The 23094-nt window shown below is 70.5% G+C and carries 20 protein-coding genes and 3 pseudogenes; 13 read left to right on the forward strand and 10 right to left on the reverse strand.

Going from position 1 to position 23094, the window contains the following annotated elements:
- Positions 1-138 precede the first annotated feature (138 nt).
- From GXP74_RS29335 to GXP74_RS29350, 4 genes and pseudogenes are all read left to right on the forward strand, one after another.
- On the forward strand, positions 139-1746 hold the full coding sequence (locus tag GXP74_RS29335; protein ID WP_255528068.1) for an IS1182 family transposase: 1608 nt from the start codon (positions 139-141) through the stop codon (positions 1744-1746).
- Positions 1747-2212: 466 nt separating this feature from the next.
- A complete protein-coding gene (locus GXP74_RS29340; protein ID WP_182454255.1) occupies positions 2213-2461 on the forward strand; it encodes a hypothetical protein in 249 nt (82 codons plus the stop codon).
- Positions 2462-2827: 366 nt separating this feature from the next.
- Entirely contained in the window at positions 2828-3379 is a 552-nt protein-coding gene (locus tag GXP74_RS29345) for a hypothetical protein (protein WP_182454256.1), read from the forward strand.
- Positions 3380-3425: 46 nt separating this feature from the next.
- Positions 3426-4191, forward strand: a pseudogene (locus GXP74_RS29350) (transposase).
- A gap of 361 nt (positions 4192-4552) precedes the next feature.
- Here GXP74_RS29350 and GXP74_RS29355 read toward each other — a convergent pair.
- Genes GXP74_RS29355 through GXP74_RS29365 form a run of 3 tightly spaced genes read right to left on the reverse strand, consistent with a single transcriptional unit; the run spans position 4553 to position 6509 of the window.
- Entirely contained in the window at positions 4553-5302 is a 750-nt protein-coding gene (locus tag GXP74_RS29355) for a GAF domain-containing protein (protein ID WP_370468471.1), read from the reverse strand.
- Between the two features lie 5 nt (positions 5303-5307).
- Entirely contained in the window at positions 5308-6039 is a 732-nt protein-coding gene (locus GXP74_RS29360) for an ANTAR domain-containing protein (protein WP_182454258.1), read from the reverse strand.
- Entirely contained in the window at positions 6036-6509 is a 474-nt protein-coding gene (locus GXP74_RS29365) for an STAS domain-containing protein (RefSeq protein ID WP_182454259.1), read from the reverse strand. The genes GXP74_RS29360 and GXP74_RS29365 overlap by 4 nt, the downstream gene beginning before the upstream one ends.
- Before the next feature lie 461 nt (positions 6510-6970).
- Between GXP74_RS29365 and GXP74_RS29370 the strand changes: the two genes are divergently transcribed.
- On the forward strand, positions 6971-7444 hold the full coding sequence (locus GXP74_RS29370; protein WP_225448279.1) for a TetR/AcrR family transcriptional regulator C-terminal domain-containing protein: 474 nt from the start codon (positions 6971-6973) through the stop codon (positions 7442-7444).
- 315 nt (positions 7445-7759) lie between these two features.
- On the opposite strand, the gene GXP74_RS41675 is transcribed toward GXP74_RS29370, so the two are convergent.
- The 4 genes from GXP74_RS41675 to GXP74_RS29385 all read right to left on the reverse strand — a co-directional run bounded on the left by GXP74_RS41675 (position 7760) and on the right by GXP74_RS29385 (position 12052).
- Positions 7760-7885, reverse strand: a complete 126-nt coding sequence (locus GXP74_RS41675) for a hypothetical protein (RefSeq protein WP_255528163.1) — start codon at positions 7883-7885, stop codon at positions 7760-7762.
- Between the two features lie 43 nt (positions 7886-7928).
- Positions 7929-9440 (reverse strand): hypothetical protein, encoded by a 1512-nt coding sequence (locus GXP74_RS41075; protein WP_225448280.1) that lies wholly within the window; start codon positions 9438-9440, stop codon positions 7929-7931.
- 305 nt (positions 9441-9745) lie between these two features.
- Positions 9746-10966 (reverse strand): IucA/IucC family C-terminal-domain containing protein, encoded by a 1221-nt coding sequence (locus GXP74_RS29380; RefSeq protein WP_182454260.1) that lies wholly within the window; start codon positions 10964-10966, stop codon positions 9746-9748.
- A 66-nt stretch (positions 10967-11032) separates the two neighbouring features.
- Positions 11033-12052, reverse strand: a complete 1020-nt coding sequence (locus GXP74_RS29385; protein ID WP_182454261.1) for a TauD/TfdA family dioxygenase — start codon at positions 12050-12052, stop codon at positions 11033-11035.
- A gap of 540 nt (positions 12053-12592) precedes the next feature.
- Between GXP74_RS29385 and GXP74_RS29390 the strand changes: the two genes are divergently transcribed.
- The 5 genes and pseudogenes from GXP74_RS29390 to GXP74_RS42320 all read left to right on the forward strand — a co-directional run bounded on the left by GXP74_RS29390 (position 12593) and on the right by GXP74_RS42320 (position 17795).
- Complete coding sequence (locus GXP74_RS29390; protein ID WP_182456712.1) at positions 12593-13651, forward strand: NAD-dependent epimerase/dehydratase family protein; 1059 nt, start codon at positions 12593-12595, stop codon at positions 13649-13651.
- A 240-nt stretch (positions 13652-13891) separates the two neighbouring features.
- Positions 13892-14578, forward strand: a pseudogene (locus tag GXP74_RS41080) (glycosyltransferase family 2 protein); the annotation flags it as partial.
- A gap of 105 nt (positions 14579-14683) precedes the next feature.
- Positions 14684-15274: a DUF2064 domain-containing protein gene (locus GXP74_RS41085; RefSeq protein ID WP_370468569.1), complete on the forward strand. Its 591-nt coding sequence runs from the start codon at positions 14684-14686 to the stop codon at positions 15272-15274.
- Positions 15271-15948, forward strand: a complete 678-nt coding sequence (locus GXP74_RS29400; RefSeq protein ID WP_225448281.1) for a methyltransferase domain-containing protein — start codon at positions 15271-15273, stop codon at positions 15946-15948. The genes GXP74_RS41085 and GXP74_RS29400 overlap by 4 nt, the downstream gene beginning before the upstream one ends.
- Before the next feature lie 92 nt (positions 15949-16040).
- Positions 16041-17795, forward strand: coding sequence for a hypothetical protein (locus GXP74_RS42320; RefSeq protein WP_182454263.1), 1755 nt, complete (start codon positions 16041-16043; stop codon positions 17793-17795).
- 191 nt (positions 17796-17986) lie between these two features.
- Here the strand turns inward: GXP74_RS42320 and GXP74_RS29410 are convergent, their stop codons facing one another.
- Positions 17987-19327: a molybdopterin-dependent oxidoreductase gene (locus GXP74_RS29410; protein WP_182456714.1), complete on the reverse strand. Its 1341-nt coding sequence runs from the start codon at positions 19325-19327 to the stop codon at positions 17987-17989.
- Between the two features lie 326 nt (positions 19328-19653).
- Between GXP74_RS29410 and GXP74_RS29415 the strand changes: the two genes are divergently transcribed.
- Positions 19654-20505, forward strand: coding sequence for an S-methyl-5'-thioadenosine phosphorylase (locus GXP74_RS29415; protein ID WP_370468472.1), 852 nt, complete (start codon positions 19654-19656; stop codon positions 20503-20505).
- A gap of 33 nt (positions 20506-20538) precedes the next feature.
- Here the strand turns inward: GXP74_RS29415 and GXP74_RS29420 are convergent, their stop codons facing one another.
- Together GXP74_RS29420 and GXP74_RS29425 are read right to left on the reverse strand one after the other, a co-directional pair.
- Positions 20539-20955, reverse strand: a complete 417-nt coding sequence (locus GXP74_RS29420) for a VOC family protein (RefSeq protein ID WP_182454265.1) — start codon at positions 20953-20955, stop codon at positions 20539-20541.
- Between the two features lie 94 nt (positions 20956-21049).
- Positions 21050-21460, reverse strand: a pseudogene (locus tag GXP74_RS29425) (LuxR C-terminal-related transcriptional regulator); the annotation flags it as partial.
- 6 nt (positions 21461-21466) lie between these two features.
- On the opposite strand from GXP74_RS29425, the gene GXP74_RS41095 reads away from it, so the two are divergent.
- Positions 21467-21754: a hypothetical protein gene (locus GXP74_RS41095; protein ID WP_225448284.1), complete on the forward strand. Its 288-nt coding sequence runs from the start codon at positions 21467-21469 to the stop codon at positions 21752-21754.
- Between the two features lie 562 nt (positions 21755-22316).
- Complete coding sequence (locus GXP74_RS29430) at positions 22317-23033, forward strand: hypothetical protein (RefSeq protein ID WP_225448285.1); 717 nt, start codon at positions 22317-22319, stop codon at positions 23031-23033.
- Positions 23034-23094: the final 61 nt, after the last annotated feature.

Consider the following 23094-nt stretch of genomic DNA (forward strand, 5'->3'; position numbering starts at 1 on the left):
GTGGGCATGCTCGGGCTGTTTCGTCGTCCGATTCAGCTGCCGAGGTGTTCGTTGTCGCTTCACCCTCGTTCCGGTGGGCAAGTCCCGTCTCTGACCGCGCAGATCGCCCGGGCGAGCAACCCGGGTGGTACGACGGCGATGTGGGTGCGGGACCGGCTGGACGGGCTGTGGTGCGATGAGGACTTCGCGGACTGGTATCCGCGCGACGGGCGTCCGGGGCTCTCGCCTGCCCAACTGGCTACCGTCTGCGTGCTGCAGTTCCTGCTTGGCCTGTCGGACCGGCAGGCAGCGGAGGCGGTCCGGTGCCGCATCGACTTCAAGTACGCGATGGCCATAGAGCTGGACGATCCCGGCTTCCACCACAGCGTGCTGGGCGACTTCCGCGAGCGCCTGGCCCAGGACGACCGAGCCGACCGGCTCCTGGACCTGGCGCTCGCCCGCCTGAAGGAGGCCGGCCTCGTGGGCGAGCGCACCACGCAGCGCACCGACTCCACCCACGTCCTGGCCGCGGTGCGTGACCTGACCCGACTCGAGCTCGTCACCGAGGCGGTCCGAGCCGCGCTCGAAGAAGTGGCCCGCACGGCCGGGCACCTACTGGTCGGCCTGGTCGACGAGGACTGGGGGCGTCGGTACGGCCGCCCGGTGCGTCTGGGCAAGAACCCCACCCGGCCCAAGACCCGGATCCTGGCCGCCGGCGACGATGCCTGTCGGCTGCTGGAGGTCCTCCAGCGCAGCGGGGCCGCCTACGGTTCCGGGCCGCAGGCCGAGGCCCTGCGGCAGATCGTGGTGCAGAACTACTACCGCGACGCGGCGGGCAGGCTGTGCTGGCGCACCGCCGAGGACGGCGGGCTGCCGCCCTCCTCCTCGGCGGTCGTCTCCCCCTACGACGTCACGGCGCGCTACGTGCGGCACGGGCACATCATCCGCTGGAAGGGCTTCGCCGCCCACCTGACCGAGACGTGCGCCTCCGACAGCGTCAACCTGATCACGGACGTGGCCACCACCTCGGCCGCCACCAACGACGGGCAGGCCCTGCCGGGCATCCACACCCGTTTGGCGCGTCGCGGACTGCTGCCCGCCGAGCACCTGGTCGACGGCGGCTACACCTCCCTGGTCCACCTGGAACGAGCCGCCCGCGAACACGAGATCACCGTCACCGGGCCACTGCCGGGCAACCCCACCCGCCAGCACCGCAGGAGCGAGGGCTTCGACCGCGACGACTTCCACATCGACTTCGGCCGCCGACAAGTGACCTGCCCCCGGGGCCAGGTCAGCGCGGGCTGGCACGGCCCCTACCCGACCTCCTCACCCACCGCGGCACCCCTGATCGTGGCGCGATTCACCAAGGGCCAGTGCCAGCCGTGCCCGGATCGGCCTCGGTGCACCAGCTCCAGCGACGCCCGCAACGTGGGCTTTCCCCCACAGGAACTCCGTGACCTGCAAGTCCGCGTCCGCGCCGAGCAGCAGACACCTGAATGGAAGGCCCGATACGCGGTCCGCTCCGGGGTGGAAGGCACCATCAACGAGTTCGCCCACGGCCACGGCATGCGCCGCTGCCGCTACCGAGGACAGCCGAAAGCCCACCTGCAACACGTCCTCACAGCCATCGCCGTGAACATCGAACGACTCAGCAGCCAACCAGAGACCGAGAAACCCTCATCATCGAGACCGCCCACCACCTTCCAGACCTTCCTGGACCAGCAGTCGATTCCCCGATCCAAGTCCTGGCGCACCCTCGGCACCTGACCTTGACCAACCAAGATCACCGACAGAGTCAAGTTAGCATCAAGGCTGAGCCAGCGCTGCGGGCGGTCGGGAAGAGCCAGGGTGGTTGCTGTACTTCCGTGCTGTACAACGCATCAAGGGCCGTATCGGATCTCTCCGATACGGCCCCTGACCTCGGGTCGGGGTGGCGGGATTTGAACCCACGGCCTCTTCGTCCCGAAGGACATCCCGACACGTTTTCAACGTCCAGTTTCGGCATAGATGCTGTTCAGGCCATTGGTCTGCGTTGGTCTCGCCTGGCTATACTTTCTTGATCCACTCCCCGTTCACTCCCCGCCCACTCCCGGGAAGTATGCGCCCGCCGTAGTCGGCCGTGGGCCCACAGCTCATCCGGGGTGAAGCGGCGGTCGAGCCCCGCCTCCTATGGTGGGCGAGGCCCCTTTTGCTTCGTGTCGCGGACGGCCGGAGATGGAGCGACCATGACCACATGTACGAACTCAAGGTGGAATACAGCGCCGCGCACCCGGACGATCCCCGCCCGATGGACAAGTGGCACGTCACCGGGCCGCACGGAAAGACGCTGTGTGGCCTTGGGCTCAAAATGGACGCCGCGACGCGGCCCCTGCCAGCCAAACCGGGCGAGCCGTTGCTGCCGCAGAATAGCGAAGCCGTGCTGGTGGTCGAGGGCGTGCCTGTGTGCGATGCATGTCGCACGGGGTACAACGACGTGAGGTAGGGCCCCGGTTTCGCCATCCGCTCCTGACTATGGGCCTGGGCGGACCACGCCGACGGGCGGTCCAGCGAACGAAGCTTCATGGAGTTGGCAGGCCGACTACATGCCTGGACTGAGTCTCGGAAGATCGCACGCCAGGCCAGCCGTTCCGGTGTATCCGAAATGGACGCCAGGGTGATCACTGGAATCAACTACAGCAGTAGCGGGCAGACGAACGCGCCAACCGCCCCGCATGACGTACAACGCGCTGCCCAAGTCATCCCCGGATATTTCTGCATCGACGAAATCACCCACTCGGACCCTTTCGGCTGGCAAGGGAACCTTTGGCTTGCGAAGGTGAAGTCAATCGCTAGCACTCCGAGGTGTGTCATGACCGACCAGCAGCCCCAGCCACAGGAGCCCTCGACCCCGCAAGGGCCCTCGCAGAAATCATGGCAGCAGTCACCTCAACAATGGCCACAGCAGTCGTCCCAGCAGTGGCAGCAGGCCGGTGGGGGGTCACAAGGACCACCGCAGAAACAACCACGCAATAAGTGGAAAATCGGCTGCCTGGGTTGTGGCGGGCTGGTCGTCCTCATCGGGATCATCGTTACTGTCGTCGTCGCCACGAGCGTCAGTCACGAGGCAAGCAAGAAAGTGACGATCACTTATCAAGTGACCGGTACAGCAAATGGCGTCACGATCTCCTACAGCAACTGGCAGGACAATAATTGGTCCACCAGCCAGTCAACGGTCGCCACGCTTCCATGGAACAAGGAAATTACTTCGAGTGGCCTCGTCAAGGGCGGTGAACTCACGGTTTCTACCGGAGCAACAGGCGGAACGGTCAACTGTTCCGTCACTGTGGGAAATGGCAGTCCGAAGACGGCTACAGCTTCAGGTGCGTACGCAATTGCCAGTTGCAGCGGATTTGGCTCCTAACTAAGGCTTGTCCCGTAACCTCTGGTCGGGATGGGATGATCATGGTGTGGCTGGTGTGATCACGGCGTCGGAGCCGTCGTGGATAGCCCCGTTCACCGGGTTGAGTCCTCGTTCGTTCGGGAAGCTGCTCGCGGCTCTGCGTCGCGAGGGGTCGACGCCCCCAGGCCGGGCAGGCCGTGGTCGTTGTCGCTGGAGGACCGCGTTCTGCTGGTGGCCGCCTACTGGCGGACCAACTTGATGCTTCGCCAGCTGGCGCCGCTGTTTGGCGTCTCCAAGTCCGCGGCCGGCCGGATCATCGACCAACTCGGACCCCAACTCGCCCTCAAGCAGCGGCAGCGGTTCCGCAAAAACACCGTGCTCATCGTGGACGGGATCCTGGTACCCACCGCGACCACAGCATCGCCGAGCAGACCAAGAACTACCGCTACTCCACCAACCACCAGGTCGTCATCGACGCCGACACCCGCCTGGTCGTCGCGATCGGCAAGCCGCTGCCGGGCAACCGCCACGACAGCCGGGCCTGGAGCGAGTCCGGCGCCAAAGCCGCCGTCAGACGCACCATGACCATCGCCGACGGCGGCTACCAGGGCACCGGCCTCCTCATCCCGCACCGCCGCCCCACCGGCGAAGAACTACCCGACTGGAAGAAGGACCACAACCACTCCCACAAACAGGTCCGCACCCGCGTCGAACACGTCTTCGCCCGCATGAAGAACTGGAAAATCCTCCGCGACTGCCGCCTCGAAGGCGACGGCGTCCACCACGCCATCCTCGGCATCGCCCACCTCCACAACCTCGCCCAGGCCGCATAACCACCCCGGCAGTCGAGGGATCGGCACACCCACAACGACACCATGATCGATTACGGGACAAGCCTTAGCTAGATCATTGATCCCACCGGTTGGCTGCACGCATGAGAGGAGGGAGTCGACAGTCAGGTGGTGACCGCCGGACATGGACTCCCTCGCGACCGCACTCACCGCAGGACAGGCGACCTGCTGAAGGGTTCGCGGCAACTCCCCCCGTGGCGGCCGACGGTCGGCACAGCACTGCGCCACCCACCGCCAGGGCAAGCCGTTCCGGTACTTCGCCTTGGCGCGCTGGGGGCGCCTGTGCCCCCCTGCTTCAGCCGGGAAGGCACCAGGCCCCCAGGGGCGTCGGTACGAGGAGGGGTCAGTGCCGCGATCGGGGCTCGGGCGAGCGTGGGATCCGGTCGGTGTCGAACGCGCCGTCGGCGATCTGCCGGGCCAGGTGGGAGAGCTGGTGGTGGTTGGCACGGGCGTAGGTGCGGAAAGCGGTGAACGCCTCGTCGGCGGTGACCTGCCAACGCTCGGCCAGGATGCCCTTGACCTGCTCCAGGACGATACGGCTGGTGAGCGCGTACTGGAGCTGTCCACGCTCGACTTCGCTGTGGGCGAGCGTGCGCTGCTGCAGTATCGCGATGGTGGCCACGTCCGCCAGCGCCTGGGCCAACGTGATGTCCTCCTCGCTCAACACGTTGTCCTTGGTCTGGAACAGACCAAGGACGCCGATGACCCGACCGCGCAGCCGCAGTGGAATGGCGTTGGTGGAGGAGAAGCCCGACCGGCGGGCGACGGGAGTGAACTGGGGCCACCGCCCGACGGCGTCCGCGTCGCCGAGGCTGATGTTGGTGCGCGGCTGGCCGCTCTGGTAGCACTCCACGCACGGGCCCTGGTCGTGCTGCAAGGCGAAGAGCTCCAGCAGCCTGGTGTGCTCGTCCGAGGCAGCCAGGACCTGTAGCAGCTCGTGCTCGTCGGCCAGCAGGACCCCGCAGGCGGCCACGTCCAGCAGTTCCACACAGCGCACGGACAACTGCTGGAGGAAGTCGATGAGGTCGAAGTCGGCGATCAGGGAGTCGGCGACTTCCACGAAGACCTTCGTGAGCTGCTGTTCGCGGGTCATGGCGATCATTCCTTGTCTGCGGCAGGCGGAGTCGGGGCATGTCCGTTGGTACCGATGTCCAGGCGCAACCGCCGGTCGACGATGTCCTGGGCTACCTCGGTGATAGGTCGGCTCATGCCGTAGGCGTGGGCGCGGAGCCGCAGCAGGGCCTGCGTCAGGGGCAGCGCGAGTTGGACGCTGAGCATTCCGGTGGCCTGGTGGATGACGGCGTGCTGCAGGGTGTGCGGTGGAGCGAAGGGAAGCAGGTCGGTGGCGTGGTCGGTGCCGTTCAGGCAGCGGGTGGTCAGCATCGAGGCCAGGGCCAGGGCGTCCTCGACCTGCTGGCCGGCCATGGGGCCCGGGATGCTGCGAACGCCGGTCATCACGCCCACCCGTAGCGCGCCCAGCCCCATCGGGAAGCAGAACACCGCGCGGACGTCCAGATCGGGCGCTTCGGCGGCCAGGACCGGCCAGCGGTCCTGGCGGACCCGGGCCAGGTCCGCGATGGTGACCAGCCCTCCGGTGCGCAGCGCGTCATGCCCCGGGCCCTGGCCGAGGGTGAGTTGCAGGTCCTCGAAGTGCCGACCGATCTCGGCGGAGCACCACAGCAGCTCTGTGGTACCGGACCCGGTGACCAGGGATACCGCGAGGCTGTCCACACCGAGCGCCGACGCCCCAGCGGCAACGACTTCGTCAGCGGCCTCCAGCCGGTCGTTCAGCAGGAGCCGCAGGACTTCGGCCATGGCGGGGCTGGTCATCCGCTGTGACGGCATCGTGGAGCACGTCGCCGCAGGCGCTGATGGTGTCCGCGCGCGTCGTCCGGCATCCCCGAGCGCAAGACCGAGGAGGCAGATCCACTCAGGGCGAGGGCGGGGGCGAGGGCGAGGGTGGGGGTGGGGGCGGACCTGGTCGTCAGGGACAGGACGGCACCGGTGCCGGTCAGGTCCACCAGTCGGATCAGCGTGGGGTCGGGATCGTGCAGGCGCAGGACCACACCGTCGGTCCGCGCCAGCCTGGTGACGGCGAGGAACGTGTTCAGGCCGCTGACGTCGCAGAAGGTCAGTCCGGTCAGGTCGACATCGATGATGCGCATCCCCTCGCGCAGGCAGTTTTCGATCATGCTACGCAGAGCAGGCTCGGTGTCCAGGTCGAGTTCACCCGCCATGACGATGGTCGACTGGCTGCCGCGATCCGTCCGATCAAGGTTCAATCCGTACTGAGTGGGCATGACGCCTCGATCCCAGGATGGCCGGGCAGCGGCACCGCGACAGCCGTGGTCCGGTGCCGCCGTGCGCGTGTCCCCTGTGGCGGAAGAATGGAACAGGACAGAGGTAGCTGCCCGGCTCCGCGCCGTTGTGCCCGCATGGGCCCGCGAAGTCGGACGGCACCCTCACAGGAGCCACCGCGGGGGCGAGGAATCGTCCGCCCGCACGAAGGCACCTGAGTACTGCCGCATAGCCACGTCGGGTCTGGGACGTCACTGCCACAATAACGCGCTTGTCCCCCGACGACCACGGTCCTGGACATCGGGGCCCACTGATCGGACCCGGGTACCGGTGCCTGGGAATCGGGATCGATGTCGCCGGCCACCGCCGACCGGGGATCGCAGGTTCTGCGGGTTCAGTGCTTGGGTTCAGTGCTTGAGCCCTGCTCGACGGCGTCGCCGAGACCGTCCTCGACCAGCTCCAAGTGGACCCCACCGACCCCGACTGGGTCTCCCAACTGCGCACCGTCGCCCGCAACTACCGCCGTCTCGCCCTCGACCACCCGCACGCCGTGCCGCTGCTGGTCACCCGCCCCCTGGCCACCCCGCTGGCCCTACGTCCCCCCGGCACCCTGCGTCCGCTGGAAGCCGTCCTCGCCCTCCTCGGCCGTGCCGGATTCAGCGGAACCAATGCCCTGCACATCTACCGCGCCCTGTTCGGATTCCTCCACGGCCATGTTCTCAACGAACTCCAGGAACTCGTCGACAATCCCGAGGAGACCGACGACCTCCTACGCCTCGGCCTGCACCGGCTATCCATCCGGGAATTCCCTCTGCTGCGCGGCCTTGCCTCGACGCTGGCCAGCTACGACGGCGCCGCCGAACTCGAACGCGGCCTGGACATCCTCATGGCCGGATTGGCCACCACCCTGGCACCCACCCTGGCACCCACCCCATAGCGCCCCACAGCGGCAGTACGCAGGCACCGGTGTACCCGCACGACCAGGGGGCCTCGGGCCCGGGTCGACATCCTTGTGCGGACGGCTCTGCCCACCGAGGAGAGCGTCAACTCCCCCGCCGCCGTCCCCGAGCCACACCTCAGCACCCCGCGCCCCCAGAGCCCTGATCACAGCCAACGCGTTTGCAGCATCCATCATCACGCCGGTATCGCCACAAAACCGACGGCTGCCGCGAGATGTACCTGGCCAACGCTCTGGGACAAGCGCAGCGTCCCGGAGTAGCACCCGTCTCGTGGTGCGGGGTGAGGCGCGGCCTCAGTCATCCGCGGCCTCCTCCCGCTCAAGTGCGCGGACCAGGGCCGCGAACCCTGCGTCGACCCCGTCCACGGACCCCCCGGTGCGCCAGTGCACCAGGAAGCCGCGCAGTACCGCGCGGATCATAGCCCGCCTGTCCTTCGAGGTCACGCTGCATGGTCCGACGCCCTCACCCGGTCGATCCCCGACGGCGGCCCGACAGGATCGGGTCGGTGGATTCGACGGCCACGTATGTCTCGGCTGTCCTCGCCTCCAACAGCCCGCCTCTGGCTTCCGGCCGCTCCACCACGACGGGAGCGCCGCGCAGGAGCCCGGCTGGCACCTCCTGGGTCGCGTACGCGCGGGCCATCTCCCGCTTGGCCGTCACCAATCGCTCGTCCTCGCGCTCGTAGAAGGTGCGCCGCGCCTCACGACTCATCTCCTCGCGCTCCTCGTCGTCCCCACGCCGCACCAGGAACGGATCCGCGGGGAACAGGGGCTCCTCCGCCGGGACCTCTGCCTGCACCTGGTGCAGACGGGCGCAGGCCGCGTACAGGCCACGCGACAGGCCCAGGTGAAGACCGATGCCGGGGATACGCCCAACCACGAACTCCCTTACCGGGCTCTCCTGTTCCCGGACCCACTCGTAGGGCAGCTCTCCGTCCAGCACCATCCGGCGCAGCTCGTGGGTACCGGCATCCCGCTCCACCGGCCTGATCGCGCTCCTCCGCACGAACGGTGCAGCCAGATCCGCCTCCGTGTCCGCGAGCGGGACGACCCGCAGATCCTGCACCGCTCCGAACGCCAGGGCGCGGAAGACCAGCAGCTGGTCCCGGGCGACGCTGAGCAGCTCGTCGGGGAGCTCGTCCAGCGGTGGTACCCCACCGCCGCTCGGGGGGTTGGGCAGGGAGTGGACGCCGCCGCCCGGGGACGGGCCGACGAGGGCGGTGTGCACCATCATGACGAGGTGGTCGTCCTCCCAGCGGCCGGGCTCCGGCAGTACCGTTCCGCAGAGCACCTGCCGGTGCGGGACGGCCAGCTCCGCCGTTGCCTGGTTCAACTGCCACTGTCCGTCGCGCATGTCACCCGCCCCCAGCGACTTGCGCGCCTTGGCCTCGATCAGCCATGGCAGTGCCTCGGCCAGGTGGTTGCCGTAGAGATCCGGGAGCTTCTTCGTCGGGTCCGCCAGTTCGGGGATCCCGCACGCCTCCAGGTGCACGGTGGCCGGCAGCCCCGCCATGCCGACGGTCAGCCACTGGGCCATCGTCATGCCGAGGTGGTAGCCGAAGGCGGCGTGGGCGCTGCGCTCCGTGCCGTGGCGGTAGACGGCGTTCACGAAGAGACGCCGTCCCGCCGCTCCGTCGGGTGCCGTGACGTCCTTGAGCGACAGGTACGCCTGCAACGGAGCGACGCGGGCGATGAGTTCGTTGACGGCGAACGCCGGCGTCCTGCGCAGCCAGGGTGCCAGGTCGCGGCCGGCGCTGGTCGCCGCCGTCACGAGCTGCCGCCACGTGGTCGTCACCAGGTACTCGCCGTCCGCCGGGAGTGCGGCGGCCGTCGGCCACGGCTGCACGGCCTTGGGCGCCTTCCGGCGGTCCCACTTCGCCAGCACCCCGTCGGAGCGCACGCGGACCGGGATGTCGAGAGCGTCGGCCAACGCGAAGGTGAAGTCTGCGGCATCGGGAGGAGGGATCATCGCCATGCAGGGAGCCTGCCAGATCACTCTGCGAGCGGGCCGAGCGGGCCGAGCGGGCCCGCAACTCGGCCTCCTCCACTCCCGCTGTCCGCCGATCGGGCAAGGTGTCCCCGCACCCCAGGGGCCGGGTGTGCCGCGGCCACGGCGGGCGGGGACAGCGGTGACGTCAGCCCGGCCGCGACGACGACGGCGAGCGTGGCTCGCCGGAGAGGGGAACGCCACCCGCGATTGCCGTACCGACCGGAGATCCCCGGCCCCATTTCCCGCATTTCCCGCATTTCCCGCCGCACCTGTACGGTCCGGCGGGCCGGTCATCTCCACTGGGGCCGTCGGCCGGTGTTCACCAGGTTCCAGGCGCCGCGCGGGCGGAGCTCGTTGTCGTAGTAGTAGACCGTGTCGGGCAGCAGGCCACGGTGCGCCTCGCCGGTCGCGGCGGTGAAGGCGCGCCGGGCGGCCGCGTGGAGCGCGTCCGGGGCCACCCCGAGACGCTCTCGGGCCAACCGCGCCAGGTAGTCCAGGGCGTGGTGGCCCATGAAGCTGTCGTAGGTGAGGCTGAAGACCTGGTTCGCCGGGAACGGGACGTCTTTGGAGATGACGCCGGTCGGCGGCAGGGACGTCAGGCCGTTGCGCGCGCGGAGCGCGGGGTCGACGTAGACGTCGCAGTCCCGATAGAGCACCTCGACCTCCCGCAGGTCCGGGGTGAAGGACAGCAGGGTGTTCTGGCCGTGCATCTCCAACGCGCAGCCTGTCTCCAGCGCGGCCCGCACCCACAGCTCGACCATCGGCTCCACGATCCGCTCCGCCAAGAGGCTCCCGGCCGGGCTGCCGCCCGCAGCGACGAGCTGTTCCACCAGGGACCGGCCGCCGGGCGCCTGGACGTCGTCCCCGTAGAGCGCGAAGAGTGGCACCGTGAACCTGTCGCCCGCCACGGTGGCCGGGGGGAGTTCGCGCACGATGAAGCCCCAGGCGTCGTCGCCGCTGCCGAAGACACCTCCGCAGACCTCGGCCAGGATCGGGAGACCCGCTCGGGTCAACTCCTCGGCCGCCCAGAGCTGTGCCCTGATGACCGGCTCGCGCAGTCGACGGGTGAACCGCGACAGCCGCCGCGGGTAGTGGAGCTTGAGCAGGTGCTCGGGAACCGCTGTGCCGTCGACCGCCGAGACAAATACCGTTCTGCCGTTGGCCGATGGCACCACGTCGAACACGGGGCCGGGCTCCAGCGCCAACAGTTCCTCGCGGCCCACCAGCCCCGGGTAGCTGAGCGCGTCGGGGTGGACAGGCAGCAGGAAGCCGCCCGGAATCTGGTACAGGGCCGTCAGCCCGGACGGGATGCCGCTGGTCAGCAGGGAACCCGCCGCCCATGGAACGTGAAAGCTCGGGACCGCGAAGGACGGCGCCCCGAGCTGCGGATGGCACAGCGGCGAGATGTCCATGAAATCGGCACTGCTGCTGTACGTCCGCGTTCCGCCCCCGAGATAGCGCTCCGCGTGCCGCCAGAACGCCAAGGGACTGTCGGCGTCGTCAAGGTCCACACCATCCAGTATGTCCGTACACCGTCAACCTGAAACCACCTGGGAGGACCCGTACCAGGACAGGGGCTACCAGCGCGGGGAAGCGAAGCCTCCCCGGACCGCGCCGCTGCTCCGGTCGCGGTAGACGGCGGACATGGCCGGGCTCAGGGCGCGGCTGTTGGGGACCGAGAGCCACATCCGCAGCAGGTGCCGCTTGCGGTCCGGCTCGGGGAAGTCCTCGAATGCGGTGCGCGAGTGGTACACGATGTGGTTGTTGAGGAACTGGATGTCGCCGGGTGCGAATGTCGTGCTGAGGTGGAAGCGGGGGTCCGCGGCCAGGCGGTCGACCGCCGACATGGCCTCGATCTGAAGCTCGGTCAGCGCCGGCAGCTCGGGGAAGTCGGTGTACGCGGACAGGATGCGGGCCTTGATGTAGCGCGACGCGAACCTGCCCTTGAACTCGGTGTACAGCGGCTGCTGGTAGTACGGCAGCTCGCCGGCGCCCTGCTGACCCTCCCAGTTCCAGTAGAAGGGCTGGTAGAGCACCTCCAGGCAGTCCGGGCGGGTGGCGGCGATCTCGTTGCGGATCGCCACCGAGCTGACCGTCATGCTCAGTCCGCCGCGCTTCGCCGTCCGCAGCACCATCAGTGACACCACGTCGCTTGAGTCGGTGTGGAAGTCGAGGTGGTCGTTGGACATGTTGCCGCGACCGGTCGAGGAAGTCGCGCCACCGCCGACGTTCGTGACATCCCCCACCAGGTCGCCCCTGGCACTCTGGGCGACCGCCGTACCGAAGTACAGGCCCAGCCCCCGGTAGATGAGCCGCAGGTCGTCCATGGCGTAGTGCGGCGCGGGCAGTCCACGCAGGACCACCACGCCGCGGCCGTTCTCCAAGCGCTCCCGGACGTCCGTGACCAGGCCGTCGAAGCCGGGCAGCGGGAACGCCTCCTTGTCGAGGGCCTCCAAGGTGGCGCCGGCCCTGTGCGCCGAGCGCAGCGCAGAGTCGATCACGCCGATCTGCTTGTCGGTGAGTCGGACGGCCCACTCACGGGGGTCCGCCATGTCGGCAGCCAGCCAGTTCGCTGGGCCGTGGTACGCGTCGGTCATGACCCTCTCCATTCCGGCTTCTGTGCGCTCCAGGCCAGATCCCGGTCCATGCCGCCGGTGCGGGCGTCGGCACTCCGGGCACACACCCAGGGTCGACCACTCCCGCTCAGCTGTCACCCGTTCGGAACTGTTGCCCCGCGGCGCTTCCTCTGACTGGAGGACCTGCTGGAGTCGCCGCATCACCCCGGACGGGGGCCGGGGAGGACCGGCGCGCGTCCGGGCTCAGCGGGGCAGGTGGACGACGCCGACGGCGTGGTGGTTGCTGGAGGGGTCCGGATCGGTGTCCGGGCAGTCGGTCGACAGGGCTGTTTCGCCCGTTCGCGTTGCCGCGGTTGCTGCCGACAAGCGACCGCGAGAAGGACGTCGAGACCCTGACCCGGCTCCATCAGAGCACCGTCCGGCGCTTCGCGTCGGGGCCCGGACCGTGCCGTGAGCTGTGCGGACCGGGCGGGAGTGTCGATGTGTGCTGCGCTTACGAGTCCCTGACGCTGCGTCGGGGTGGAGGGCAGCACGGGTCCGCTGCGTCTATTGTGCCCGAGTATGGACGTACTCCTCACCGGCGGGGCCGGTTTCATTGGGTCGGCGATCGCCGCCCGGCTCGCTGCGGCGGGTCACCGTGTTCGGGTGCTCGACGCGCTGCTGCCGGCCGTGCACCCGGCGGGCGGTGTGCTCAATCTGCCGGACGGCGTCGAGTTCATCCGTGGCGACGTGCGTGACGGGGAGACCGTCGAGCGGGCGCTGCGCGGGGTGACGGCGGTCTGCCACCAGGCGGCGATGGTGGGCCTCGGCCTGGACCTGGACGACGCGCCCGACTACGTCGGCTGCAACGACCTGGGGACGGCGGTGCTGCTCGCGGCGATGGCGCGGGCGAAGGTGACGGAGCTCGTGCTGGCCGGGTCGATGGTCGTCTACGGAGAGGGGAGCTACCGCTGCGCCGAGCACGGTACGGTCGCGCCTGGGCCCCGGCGGACCGCCGACCTGAGTGCCGGGCGGTTCGAGCCGCCGTGCCCCCGCTGCGGGGAGCCGCTGGAACCGTGTCTGGTTGAAGAGGACACCGCGCCCGACCCGCGTAACGTCTATGCGGCGAGCAAGGTCGCCCAGGAGCACCTGGCGTCGGCCTGGGCGCGGGCCAGCGGCGGGCGGGTCATCGTGCTGCGGTACCACAATGTCTACGGACCCGGCATGCCGCGCGACACCCCGTATGCGGGGGTGGCCTCGATCTTCCGGTCCGCTGTCGCGCGCGGCGAGGCGCCCAGGGTGTTTGAGGACGGTGGTCAGCGCCGTGACTTCGTTCATGTCGCGGACGTGGCCGAGGCGAACCTGGCCGCGTTGCGGGCCCTGGCCGGCCGTGAGCCGGGCACCTTCCGCTGCTACAACGTGGGTAGCGGCCAGGTGCACACGGTCGGCGAGATGGCAGCCGCCCTGGCCTTGGCCGGTGGCGGCCGGCCGCCGGTGGTGACCGGCCAGTACCGGCTGGGCGATGTCCGCCACATCACCGCCGACTCGCGGCGGCTGAGAGAGGAACTGGCATGGCGCCCCGAGGTGGCGTTCGAGGACGGCATGGCGGACTTCGCCCATGCGCCCCTGCGCGGCGAGTGAGCGGTGCTGCCCTGCTCCCCTGCCCCGCTGCGCCACTGCCCCGCTGCGCTGAATGGAGCAGGCGGGCAGTCAGCGGGAGCCCTCTGCGGGGTGGTCCGCGCCGCCGACTGCTGGCGGGCGGATTTCTTGTCATGCCAAGCGCCTTCGCAGCGTGCGGTGGCCGCGCCGGGTCGATCTCCGTAGGACTTCCGTAAGGTTGTCATGCGGCATTTGTCCGCCTGGTACTCATAGCGTTGCCGCATGACAGATTTCCCCCCGAGATCCGTGCCCGAATCCGTGGATGTCGTGCTGCCCTGCCTGGACGAGGCGGCGGCGCTGCCGTGGGTGCTGGAGCGGATGCCGGACGGCTACCGCGCGATCGTGGTGGACAACGGTTCGAGCGACGGCTCGGCGGAACTGGCCCGCTCGCTGGGCGCGCTGGTGGTGACCGAGCCACGGCGCGGCTTCGGTGCGGCCTGCCACGCCGGGCTGCTGGCGGCGACCGCCGAGTACGTGTGCTTCTGCGACTGCGACGCCTCACTCGACCCGGCCGAGCTGCCCCGCCTGGTCGCCGCGGTCCGCGAGGGCACGGCCGACCTGGTACTGGGACGCCGCCGCCCGACCGGCCGTGGTGCCTGGCCGGTACACGCCCGGCTGGCCAACGCCGAGCTGGCCCGAAGGCTGCGTGCCCGCACCGGCGCGGACCTGCACGACCTCGGTCCGATGCGGGCCGCGCGCCGGGACCGGCTGCTGGACCTGGGGCTGGGCGACCGCCGTTCCGGCTACCCGCTGGAGATGGTGCTCTCCGGCGCCGCCGCCGGGATGCGCATCACCGAACAGGACGTCGGCTACCGGCCGCGCGCCGGACGCTCCAAGGTCACCGGCACCCTGCGCGGCACGCGGCAGGCGATCCACGACATGCGCGCGATCCTCGCCGCGCGCCCGGCCACGCTGCTGGTCATCGCCAAGTCCCCGCAGCCAGGACGCGTGAAAACCCGGCTGACGCCGGTCTGCACCCCCGAGCAGGCCGCCCGGCTCGCCCAGGCGGCGCTGGTGGACACCCTCGCCACCCTGGCCCGGGTACCGGCCGGACGGCGGGTCCTGGTCCTGGACGGCCCGCCGGGACGCTGGCTGCCGCCTGGCTGGGAGGTGGTACCCCAGAGCGGCGGCGGACTGGACGCCCGACTGGCTGCCGCCTTCGCCTCGGTGTCCGAGGGCGACGACAGTCCACCCGCGCTGCTGGTCGGCATGGACACCCCGCACCTGCGGGCGCAAACGCTCGCCGAAGCGCTCTCCCCGGCGGGCAGGGCCGGGACCGACGCCTGGTTCGGACCGGCCACGGACGGCGGCTTCTGGGCGTTCGGCCTGGCCCGGCCGAACGCGGCCCTGGCCCGCCGACTGCTGCTCGGTGTGCCGATGTCCACCCCGTCCACGGGCGCGGGGCTGTACGCCCGGCTCGCCGGAGCGGGTCTACGGGTCGCGCCCCTGCCCGCACTCAACGACGTGGACACGGTCGCCGACGCCACCGAAGTCGCCGCGCTCGCTCCGGGCAGCCGGTTCGCGCGGACCTGGCGCGTCGTCACCGCACCCGCCGCGGAAACCGACGCGTCGGTTCATCCCACGGTGCGGGGAGCCGCCGGGTGAACACCCAAGGGTCCATTGCCTCGCCCCTGGGCACCCGCCCGTGGTCGCACGACCCCTTCGCCGAGGCGATGCGCACCGGCAGCGGCCCGCTGTGGCTGCGCCGCGGCGATGGGCACCGGCATCCGCTGGAGGTCGAACGCTGGTGCGCCGCGCCCGACCCGGCCGACTGGACGCTGCTGTTCCGCTGCCTGGGGCGTGGCCTGCCCACCCTGGACCTGGGCTGCGGCCCGGGCCGCCTGATCGCCGCACTTCAGAGCTGCGGCCTGCCGGCCCTGGGCGTGGACATCACCCGCACCGCGGTGCTGCGGGCCCGCGGGCTGGGCGGCAGCGCGCTGTGCCGCTCGGTCTTCGACCCGCTGCCCGGCGAGGGCCGCTGGGGCACCGCGCTGCTCGCCGACGGCAACCTCGGCATCGGCGGGGACCCGGCCGTACTGCTGCGGCGCAGCGCCGAACTCCTGGCACCGGGCGGACTGCTGCTGGTGGAGGTCGAACGCGGCGACCTGGACGAACGCGATACCGTCAGCGTCGAGGACGCCTTGGGACGCTGCGGCCCCCCGTTCCCCTGGGCCCGGCTGGGCTCGCGTGCCGCCGTCCGTTGCGCGGCCGGCGCGGGGTTCTCCCTCACCGACGCCTGGACCTGCCAGGGGCGGTACTTCCTCGCCCTGCGGCGGTGACCGCGTGCCCGGGCCCCGGCTGGTCCCTACCGAAGTCGAACGCCCGCCTGCCGAAGCGTCCCCAACGGCACGAGCGACTGGAGCGTGACGCCGTGTCCCTCAGCGACCCCGCCCGCCCACCCGGCCCCAGCTCCCGCCGGTCCGCGACCTGGCCCTGTGTGCTGGCGCTGACGGCCCTGGTCGCGGCGCTGGCCGGCACCTTCACCAGCGGCGGCACCCTGGGCCACCGGGGGCCGCTGTACGGCTGGTACACCGCCGATACGGTGCTGTTCGCGCTCGCGGTCGTCCTGCTGCGCCGGGCACCGGCGCGCCGCACGGCCGCCCTGGTGCTGCTGGGCAGCCTGGCGGTCGCCCTGACCGGGCTGCTCGCCCCACCCCGGACCAGCGACGACGCCTACCGCTACCTGTGGGACGGGCAGGTCCAGGCCGCAGGCATCTCCCCGTACGCGGACGCCCCCACCGCCCCGGCCCTGGCCGACCTGCGGGTGCGGACCCCGGCGCTGTTCCCGGTCACGGGGAGCTGCACCGGCTGGGACCTGCACCGGGCCGACGGGATCTGCACCCACATCAACCGCCCCACGGTGCACACCATCTACCCGCCGGTCGCCGAGTTCTGGTTCCTCGGCCTGCACGAGGCCGGACGGCTCACCGGGCGTACCGGCGTCGGCCCGGCCCAGGCCGGCGGCGCGCTGCTCGTGGTGGCCACCACCGGCGCGCTGCTGCTGGTCCTGCGCCGCACCCGGGCGCCCGCGCATCGGGCCGCGCTGTGGGGCTGGTGCCCGGGGGTGGCCGCCTGGGCCGTCAACGACGCGCACGTGGACACCCTGGGGGCGCTGCTGATGGTCTGCGGCCTGGGCCTGGTGCACGGCAGGAGGCGCGGCACGGGCGGGGTGCTGCTCGGCCTGGCCACCGGGACCAAGCTGATCCCGGTGCTGGCGCTGCCGGGCGCGATGTCGGGCTCGCTCGCCAGGGGCCGCAGGGTCAGCGCGCGCGACCTGCTGCTGCCGGGTGCCGCCGGGCTCACCTTCCTGCTCAGCTACACGCCCTACGTGATCGCCTCGGGCCTGGGCGTGCTCGGGTTCCTGCCGGGCTACCTCCAGGAGCAGGGCTACGACCAGGGCACCGGCTTCGGCCTGCTGACCCTGCTGGACATCCCGCAGCCGCTGCTGCCCGCGACCGTCGCCGCCGTGCTGCTGGCCGTGGTGCTGTACACGCTGCGGTACGGTGACCCGGCCGCGCCGTGGCGCGGCGCACTGCTGGTCACCGGCACCGCGCTGTTCCTGGCCGCGCCCGGCTACCCGTGGTACGCACTGCTGGTGGTGGCCCTGGTCGCGATCGACGGCCGCTGGGAGTGGCTGGCCGTGCCCGTGGCGGGGGAGGCCATGTACCTGTCCGCCGGTGCGCTCCAGCAGCAGGCGTACATGGCAGCGCTGTACCTGGTGCTGATCGGCGCGGCGGTACGCGGGCTCGGCCGCACCGCGCGGACCTGTGCCCCGCCCGGGGCCCGACTGCTGCCGCTGTCAGTGCTGCGGCCCGCTGCGGCCGCCCGTCCGCTCGCCGGTACCGTCGCGCTTCGGATCGCGCCTGCGGTCGGTCCGGAGCATGGCGCACAGCAGGCACAGTGCGGAGGCGGCGAACAGGGCGGCGGTGATCAGCAGCCAGTGTCCGAGGAAGGTGTCCGGGTCCAGGCCGGTGGTGAGGTGGTAACCGGGGACCCGGCGCAGGATCAGCGGGTACCAGACGACCAGCAGCAGCAGCGAGACGAAGCCGGGGATCCGGACGTAGTTGATCCAGCCGCTGACCGCCCACGGGTGGCCTCCGCGCCGGGCGGGGAGCAGGAGCTGTAGCGCGCGGTCGGTGAGGGTGTAGAGCGGGAGCAGCACCAGGTCGTGCAGCAGGGCGGCGGCGACGAACCAGACCGCGACCCGGACGGTGTCGCCCTTCAGCAGCCGCACTCCGGCGTACAGGGCCAGTGCGAAGGAGCACAGCACGAGCAGCAGGTGCAGCGGGGAGGCGCCGTAGCGGGCGCGGAACCCGCTCATGAGGTGGCTCCGAAGGTCAGCCGGGTGACCCACTTGGTGTTGTGCACACCGGGGTTGGCCGGGACGATGATCCGCGCCGGGTAGCCGTGGTCCGGTGACAGGTCGGCGCCGTTGACCCGCAGCGCGAGCAGCGACCGCGGGTCGTGGACCTGGTTGGCTCGCAGCACGGTGGAACTGAAGGAGCCGCCGCGTTCTACCGATTCGACGAAGACCTCCGGTGCCTGCCCGGGGAAGCCGGCCATGGCGGCCAGGTCCCGTAGCCGCACCCCGCTCCAGTGCTGGTCGCTGGTGGACCAGCCCTCCACGCAGGCGATCGGCAGGGCTGCCTCGTGCTGGTCCAGTGCCAGCACCTGCTCCCGGGTCATGACCTTCTCAAACCCGGGCCCGCGGACCACCAGCCGCCACGCCGGGCCGATGTCGGCCGCGCGGATGCCGACCGACGCGGCGGTCTTGTTGATCTGGAAGCCGTTGGCTCCGCTGCCGGGCTCCTGGCCGTGCGGCGCGAGCAGGGCGGTCCGGCGCAGCGAACCGCCGATGCTCTGACCGGCCGTCACCGCGAACAGCACCAGCGAGCCCAGGCCCACCGTGCCGAGCGCGCCGCGCCGGGAGAGGGTGGCAGGGGCGGGGCGGGGGGAGACCAGGCCGGTGGCGTCCGGCGGCTCGGGCCGGGTCCCGGCCGCGGGGGTACGCAGTTCGGTACGCAGTCGGCGGCTGCGCAGGGCGCGGACCATCACTGGGATCCGGAAGGCCGTGTGGACGACGAAGGCGCCGATGAAGACCCACGCGCCGTAGAAGTGCAGGGTGTAGAACGAGCCGGGGAAGATGTAGTGCAGCTGGATGTTGAGCAGGCCGGTGACGAACTCGAACAGGGCGCCGCCGACGAGCAGCAGCAGCGACAGCCGATCCAGGGCGTGGGAGAGTGACCGCACCGGCGGCCAGGAGAACAGCCTGGGGATCACCGACCACAGCTTGGCCAGCAGCACCGGGACCAGTACCACCCCGAGGGTGACGTGCACGCCCTGGTTGAGCCGGTAGAGCCAGGACGGGTCGGTCGGCCAGGAGAACAGGTAGAACCCGAGCCAGCCCTTGTCCGGGGTCTGGTCGTTGACCGCCGCCAGGTCCGGGTTGTAGGCGGCGTAGGACAGCAGGCCGGTCACGAACATCAGCGGAATGCCGACCAGCAGGACCAGCCCGAAGACCGAGGTCAGCCACGGTCCCCGGATCGGACTGCGCCAGAACTCCGGGCGGCTCGGACCGGGCGGCGGCCCCCCGCCGAGCGCGGCCCGGAGCCGTCCCCCCTTCGACGACGGCTGTTCGGCCTTGCCCCGTAGCCGCATCGGGGTACTGCCCCGTGCCTCGGGCGGCGGGCCTGCGGGATCGGTGCTGGGCCCGACAGCGGCGTTCATCCCGGGGGCGGTCCGGGCGGGCGGGGGTGGCGGAACGTCAGAGCTGTTGTCGTCGGCGTCCATGGTTCGATTCCTTGACGGGTGAGGCCGCGGCGGTCGGCCACGCTGGCACGACCGTAAGCCACCAGGGGAGATATCGGCTGAAGCGACTCATTACGACACTCTGACGTCCTACCGGCATGCCTTGATCGAGGCCGGGCCGACCGGGCTAGCCTGAGATTCGAGATCGGCTCTGGCCGCTCAGAACAACCAGGGCCATGCCGACGGAACCACCCGAACGGGGAGTCATGAGCGGGACAGCACAGCAGGCACCCTCTGCGGACATCGCCGTCATCGGCGGCAGCGGCTTCTACGAACTCCTCTCCGATGCGGCACAGTTCGAGGTGGACACCCCCTTCGGCACCCCCTCGGACAGCATCGCGATCGGCACCGTGGCCGACCGCACCGTCGCCTTCCTGCCCCGCCACGGTCGCGCGCACCAGCTGCCGCCGCACCGGATCAACTACCGCGCCAACCTGTGGGCCCTGCGCTCACTCGGCGTGCGCCAGGTCCTGGCGCCCTGCGCCGTCGGCTCACTGCGACGCGACCTGGGCCCGGGCTCCCTCGTCGTACCGGACCAACTGGTGGACCGCACCAGCGGCCGCATCCAGACCTACTACGACCAGGGCGCCGTCCACGTCTCCTTCGCCGACCCCTACTGCGCCACCGGCCGCACCGCAGTGCTCAAGGCCGCAGCCGACACCGGTACCCAGGTGCACGACGGCGGAACCATGGTCGTCGTCGAAGGCCCACGCTTCTCCACCCGCGCGGAGTCCCGGTGGTTCGCCGCCGCCGGGTGGGACCTGGTCAACATGACCGGCCACCCCGAGGCCCTCCTCGCCCGCGAACTCGAACTCTGCTACACCGCCGTGGCCCTGGTCACCGACTACGACGCCGGCCTCGACGCGACCGGGAGCGTCAGCCAGGAGGAGGTCTTCCGCGTCTTCGCCCAGAACACCGAACGCCTCAAGGACCTCGTCCTCAAGGCCATCACGGAACTGCCGCAGCAACGCAACTGCCCCTGTGCCCAGGCCCTGCGGGGCCTGGAACTACCCTTCGAACTCCCCTGACACTGCTCGCCGCCGTTCTCGTGCTCCCCGAGGTCAGGACTTGGAGGCAAAGAGCTCCAGCGCGATGTTGTCCGGGTCGCGGAACTCCAGGATGTACCCGGCGCCGATGTCCTTGATGCCCTGGTGTGGGATTCCCAGGCTGTCGAGGACGGTCAGTGCCTGCCGCAGCTCGGCGTGGTCCTCGACCGAGAAGCTGATGTGATCGAGACCTACGCGTTCCTCGTCGAAGCGGTCCGTTGCCACCGGGCGCAGCCCCAGCAGGGACTGGCCGAGTTGATAGATCACCCCGCCGTACAGGAAGGAGAGCTGTTCCCGGGTCTGCTCGTCCGCGTCCGGCGGGAGTTCGAGGGCCACGGGGAGTCCGAAGACGGCGTCGTAGAACGCGCGCGAGCGGGCGATGTCGGTGACGGTGAGGCGGACATGCGCGAACGCACGGGGAGTGATGGCCATGGTTGCATAATGCCCTGGCAACCGGGTCGGGATCGCGACGGAAACACCGGAAAGACGAAATTCCTGTGTTCTCGATCGTTCTTCTCATCCTGCCCTACCGTCTGCGCGGCACGAGTCCGGTCTCGAAGGCGATGATCGCCAGCTGGACGCGGTCCCGAGCCTTGAGCTTGGCGAACAGACGCGCGACATGAGTCTTCGCTGTCGCCGCGCTGATCACCAACCGCTCGGCTATCTCGGTGTTCGACAGTCCCTGTCCGACCAGTGCCAGCACCTCGCGCTCCCGGTCGGTGATCCCCGCGAGGAGACGTGGGTCCGCGGCGGGCTCGGCGTCCGGTTCGGGGACCGCGGGGCCGGAGGTTCCGGCGAAGTCCGCGATCAGCCGCCGGGTCACGCTCGGCGCGATCAACGCGTCACCGGCCGCCACCACGCGGATCGCGTCCAGGATCGCGTCCAGGGCCATGCTCTTGAGCAGGAATCCGCTGGCCCCGGCGCGCAGTGCGCCGTAATCGGCATGGCGATCGGCGCACTGGTCCGCCACCCGGCCGGTGCGGTCACCGCCACCTGGAGCGCGCTGCTCTTCGTGCCCCAGCTGCTGGGCAGCGGGTCGATCAACCTGCCCACCACGGTCGAAGGCATGCCGGTGCAGCTGTGGACGGCGATCTCGCACACGCAACCGCCGTCCCCGCGACCGGCCCCGCTGGCACCGGCCCCCGTGGCCTGGCTGCTGTACGCGGCTTGGCCGATGACCGCCATGGCCGTCACGGTCTGGGTCGTGCGCCGACGGGATGTGCCTTCGTAACTTGGACGGTCTCCACCAGCAGCACTCCGGACCGCCTGCGGGACCACGCGGACAGACGGTACGACCCGAGCGGCCGGGCCGCACGCGCGTCGCAGCGGGACGCGGAATGATGCGGGGTATGGACATGGGTGTGCGGAGGGTGCTGGTCTTCCCGCGAGAGGCAGCGGCCCGCGAGGTCGCTCGTGAACTGGCGGCCGCGGGATGCCGGTTCGTAGCGGTCCGTGCGAACAAGGGCGAGAGGCTGTGGAACGTCTCCTCCCTCGCCGTCTACCCGGTACCCGAGGCCGGACCCGAGCATCTGGAGCCTCTCCTGCAACACGAGAAGCGCAGGCTCGCAGCGTTGGCCCGCCGCCGTGGCGGTGCCCTGCTCACGCACGTCCACAGTTCGGCGGGCGGTGTACCTGCCTTCCCCCGTGACGGACTCGTACACGAGGACGCCACGGCCCGCATCGCGCTCCCCGACCCGATGCCGCCGGGCCCACGGCCACTGCCGCCGGGCGCACCGCGGTGGGAATGCCTGGACTTCGGGGACCCGGGGGTGGAGATCCGTGAGGCGGTCGCCGTGGCGAAGCGGATGTACGGATCACACGGTGGCGCACCGCAACTCCTTCAGTTCCTCATGGACGACGCCTTCCTCGAAGAGATCGAAGAACCTGGCGGGAGCACCCGGGAGTTCCTGGCGGACCTGGTCCAGATGGCACATCACATGCCCACCCGGGACGGCGGCGCGGTGCTGATCATCCCCTACCTGGCCGAACTCGCCCGCTCGCAGGCCCTTTCGTCAGGAGCCCGAACGAGCCTTCTCCACGTGCTGCTCGGCTTCGCCTCGCAACTCGACGCCGTGACCGCCCGCTCCGCCGACTGGAGCGCGATGGGCGGCCGGGTCGAACTCCGGCACTTCACACGTCTGCGAGACGCGGCGGTGGCACAGGTTCCGAGTCTCATCCTGCTGTGGGACCGCGAGAGCGACGCCGCTCGCTTCGTACTGGTGTCACTCGCAACCTTCTGCCCGGCGCAGACCGCGTCCCTCGTGCGTCCCCGCCTGACCGACATCCCGGCGCCTCGGGGCAGCGACCGCGGCGACGCACTGGCCCTGGCGGCTGCCCTGCTCGGTGAGGACACTGACGCCCTGGACATGGCGTTGCATCAGACAGCTGCTTGGGACAGCTCCCTCGCCGAACAACTCGAAAACCCGCATACCCCCCGCCCCCAGGCTGCCCGCGCGGCCCTGGCAGCCTGCGTCACACGAGCCCTCCCCGATGCCATGCAACTCCCCTAGACGAGGCAGCCGCTTGCCCACGTCAGGTGCGTGAAAGCAGCCTGGGAGCGGGAGGAGTCGT

The sequence above is a fragment of the Streptacidiphilus sp. P02-A3a genome (assembly GCF_014084105.1).
GTDB lineage: Bacteria > Actinomycetota > Actinomycetes > Streptomycetales > Streptomycetaceae > Streptacidiphilus.

Coding starts and splice junctions, on each gene's coding strand:
- GXP74_RS29335 (WP_255528068.1), top strand. CDS start 139: ATGTGGGTGCGGGACCGGCTGGACGGGCTGTGGTGCGATGAGGACTTC.
- GXP74_RS29340 (WP_182454255.1), top strand. CDS start 2,213: ATGTACGAACTCAAGGTGGAATACAGCGCCGCGCACCCGGACGATCCC.
- GXP74_RS29345 (WP_182454256.1), top strand. CDS start 2,828: ATGACCGACCAGCAGCCCCAGCCACAGGAGCCCTCGACCCCGCAAGGG.
- GXP74_RS29355 (WP_370468471.1), bottom strand. CDS start 5,302: ATGACCCGCGAACAGCAGCTCACGAAGGTCTTCGTGGAAGTCGCCGAC.
- GXP74_RS29360 (WP_182454258.1), bottom strand. CDS start 6,039: ATGACCAGCCCCGCCATGGCCGAAGTCCTGCGGCTCCTGCTGAACGAC.
- GXP74_RS29365 (WP_182454259.1), bottom strand. CDS start 6,509: ATGCCCACTCAGTACGGATTGAACCTTGATCGGACGGATCGCGGCAGC.
- GXP74_RS41675 (WP_255528163.1), bottom strand. CDS start 7,885: ATGATCCGCGCGGTACTGCGCGGCTTCCTGGTGCACTGGCGCACCGGG.
- GXP74_RS41075 (WP_225448280.1), bottom strand. CDS start 9,440: ATGGCGATGATCCCTCCTCCCGATGCCGCAGACTTCACCTTCGCGTTG.
- GXP74_RS29385 (WP_182454261.1), bottom strand. CDS start 12,052: ATGACCGACGCGTACCACGGCCCAGCGAACTGGCTGGCTGCCGACATG.
- GXP74_RS29390 (WP_182456712.1), top strand. CDS start 12,593: ATGGACGTACTCCTCACCGGCGGGGCCGGTTTCATTGGGTCGGCGATC.
- GXP74_RS29410 (WP_182456714.1), bottom strand. CDS start 19,327: ATGCGGCTACGGGGCAAGGCCGAACAGCCGTCGTCGAAGGGGGGACGG.
- GXP74_RS29415 (WP_370468472.1), top strand. CDS start 19,654: ATGCCGACGGAACCACCCGAACGGGGAGTCATGAGCGGGACAGCACAG.
- GXP74_RS29420 (WP_182454265.1), bottom strand. CDS start 20,955: ATGGCCATCACTCCCCGTGCGTTCGCGCATGTCCGCCTCACCGTCACC.
- GXP74_RS41095 (WP_225448284.1), top strand. CDS start 21,467: ATGGCGATCGGCGCACTGGTCCGCCACCCGGCCGGTGCGGTCACCGCC.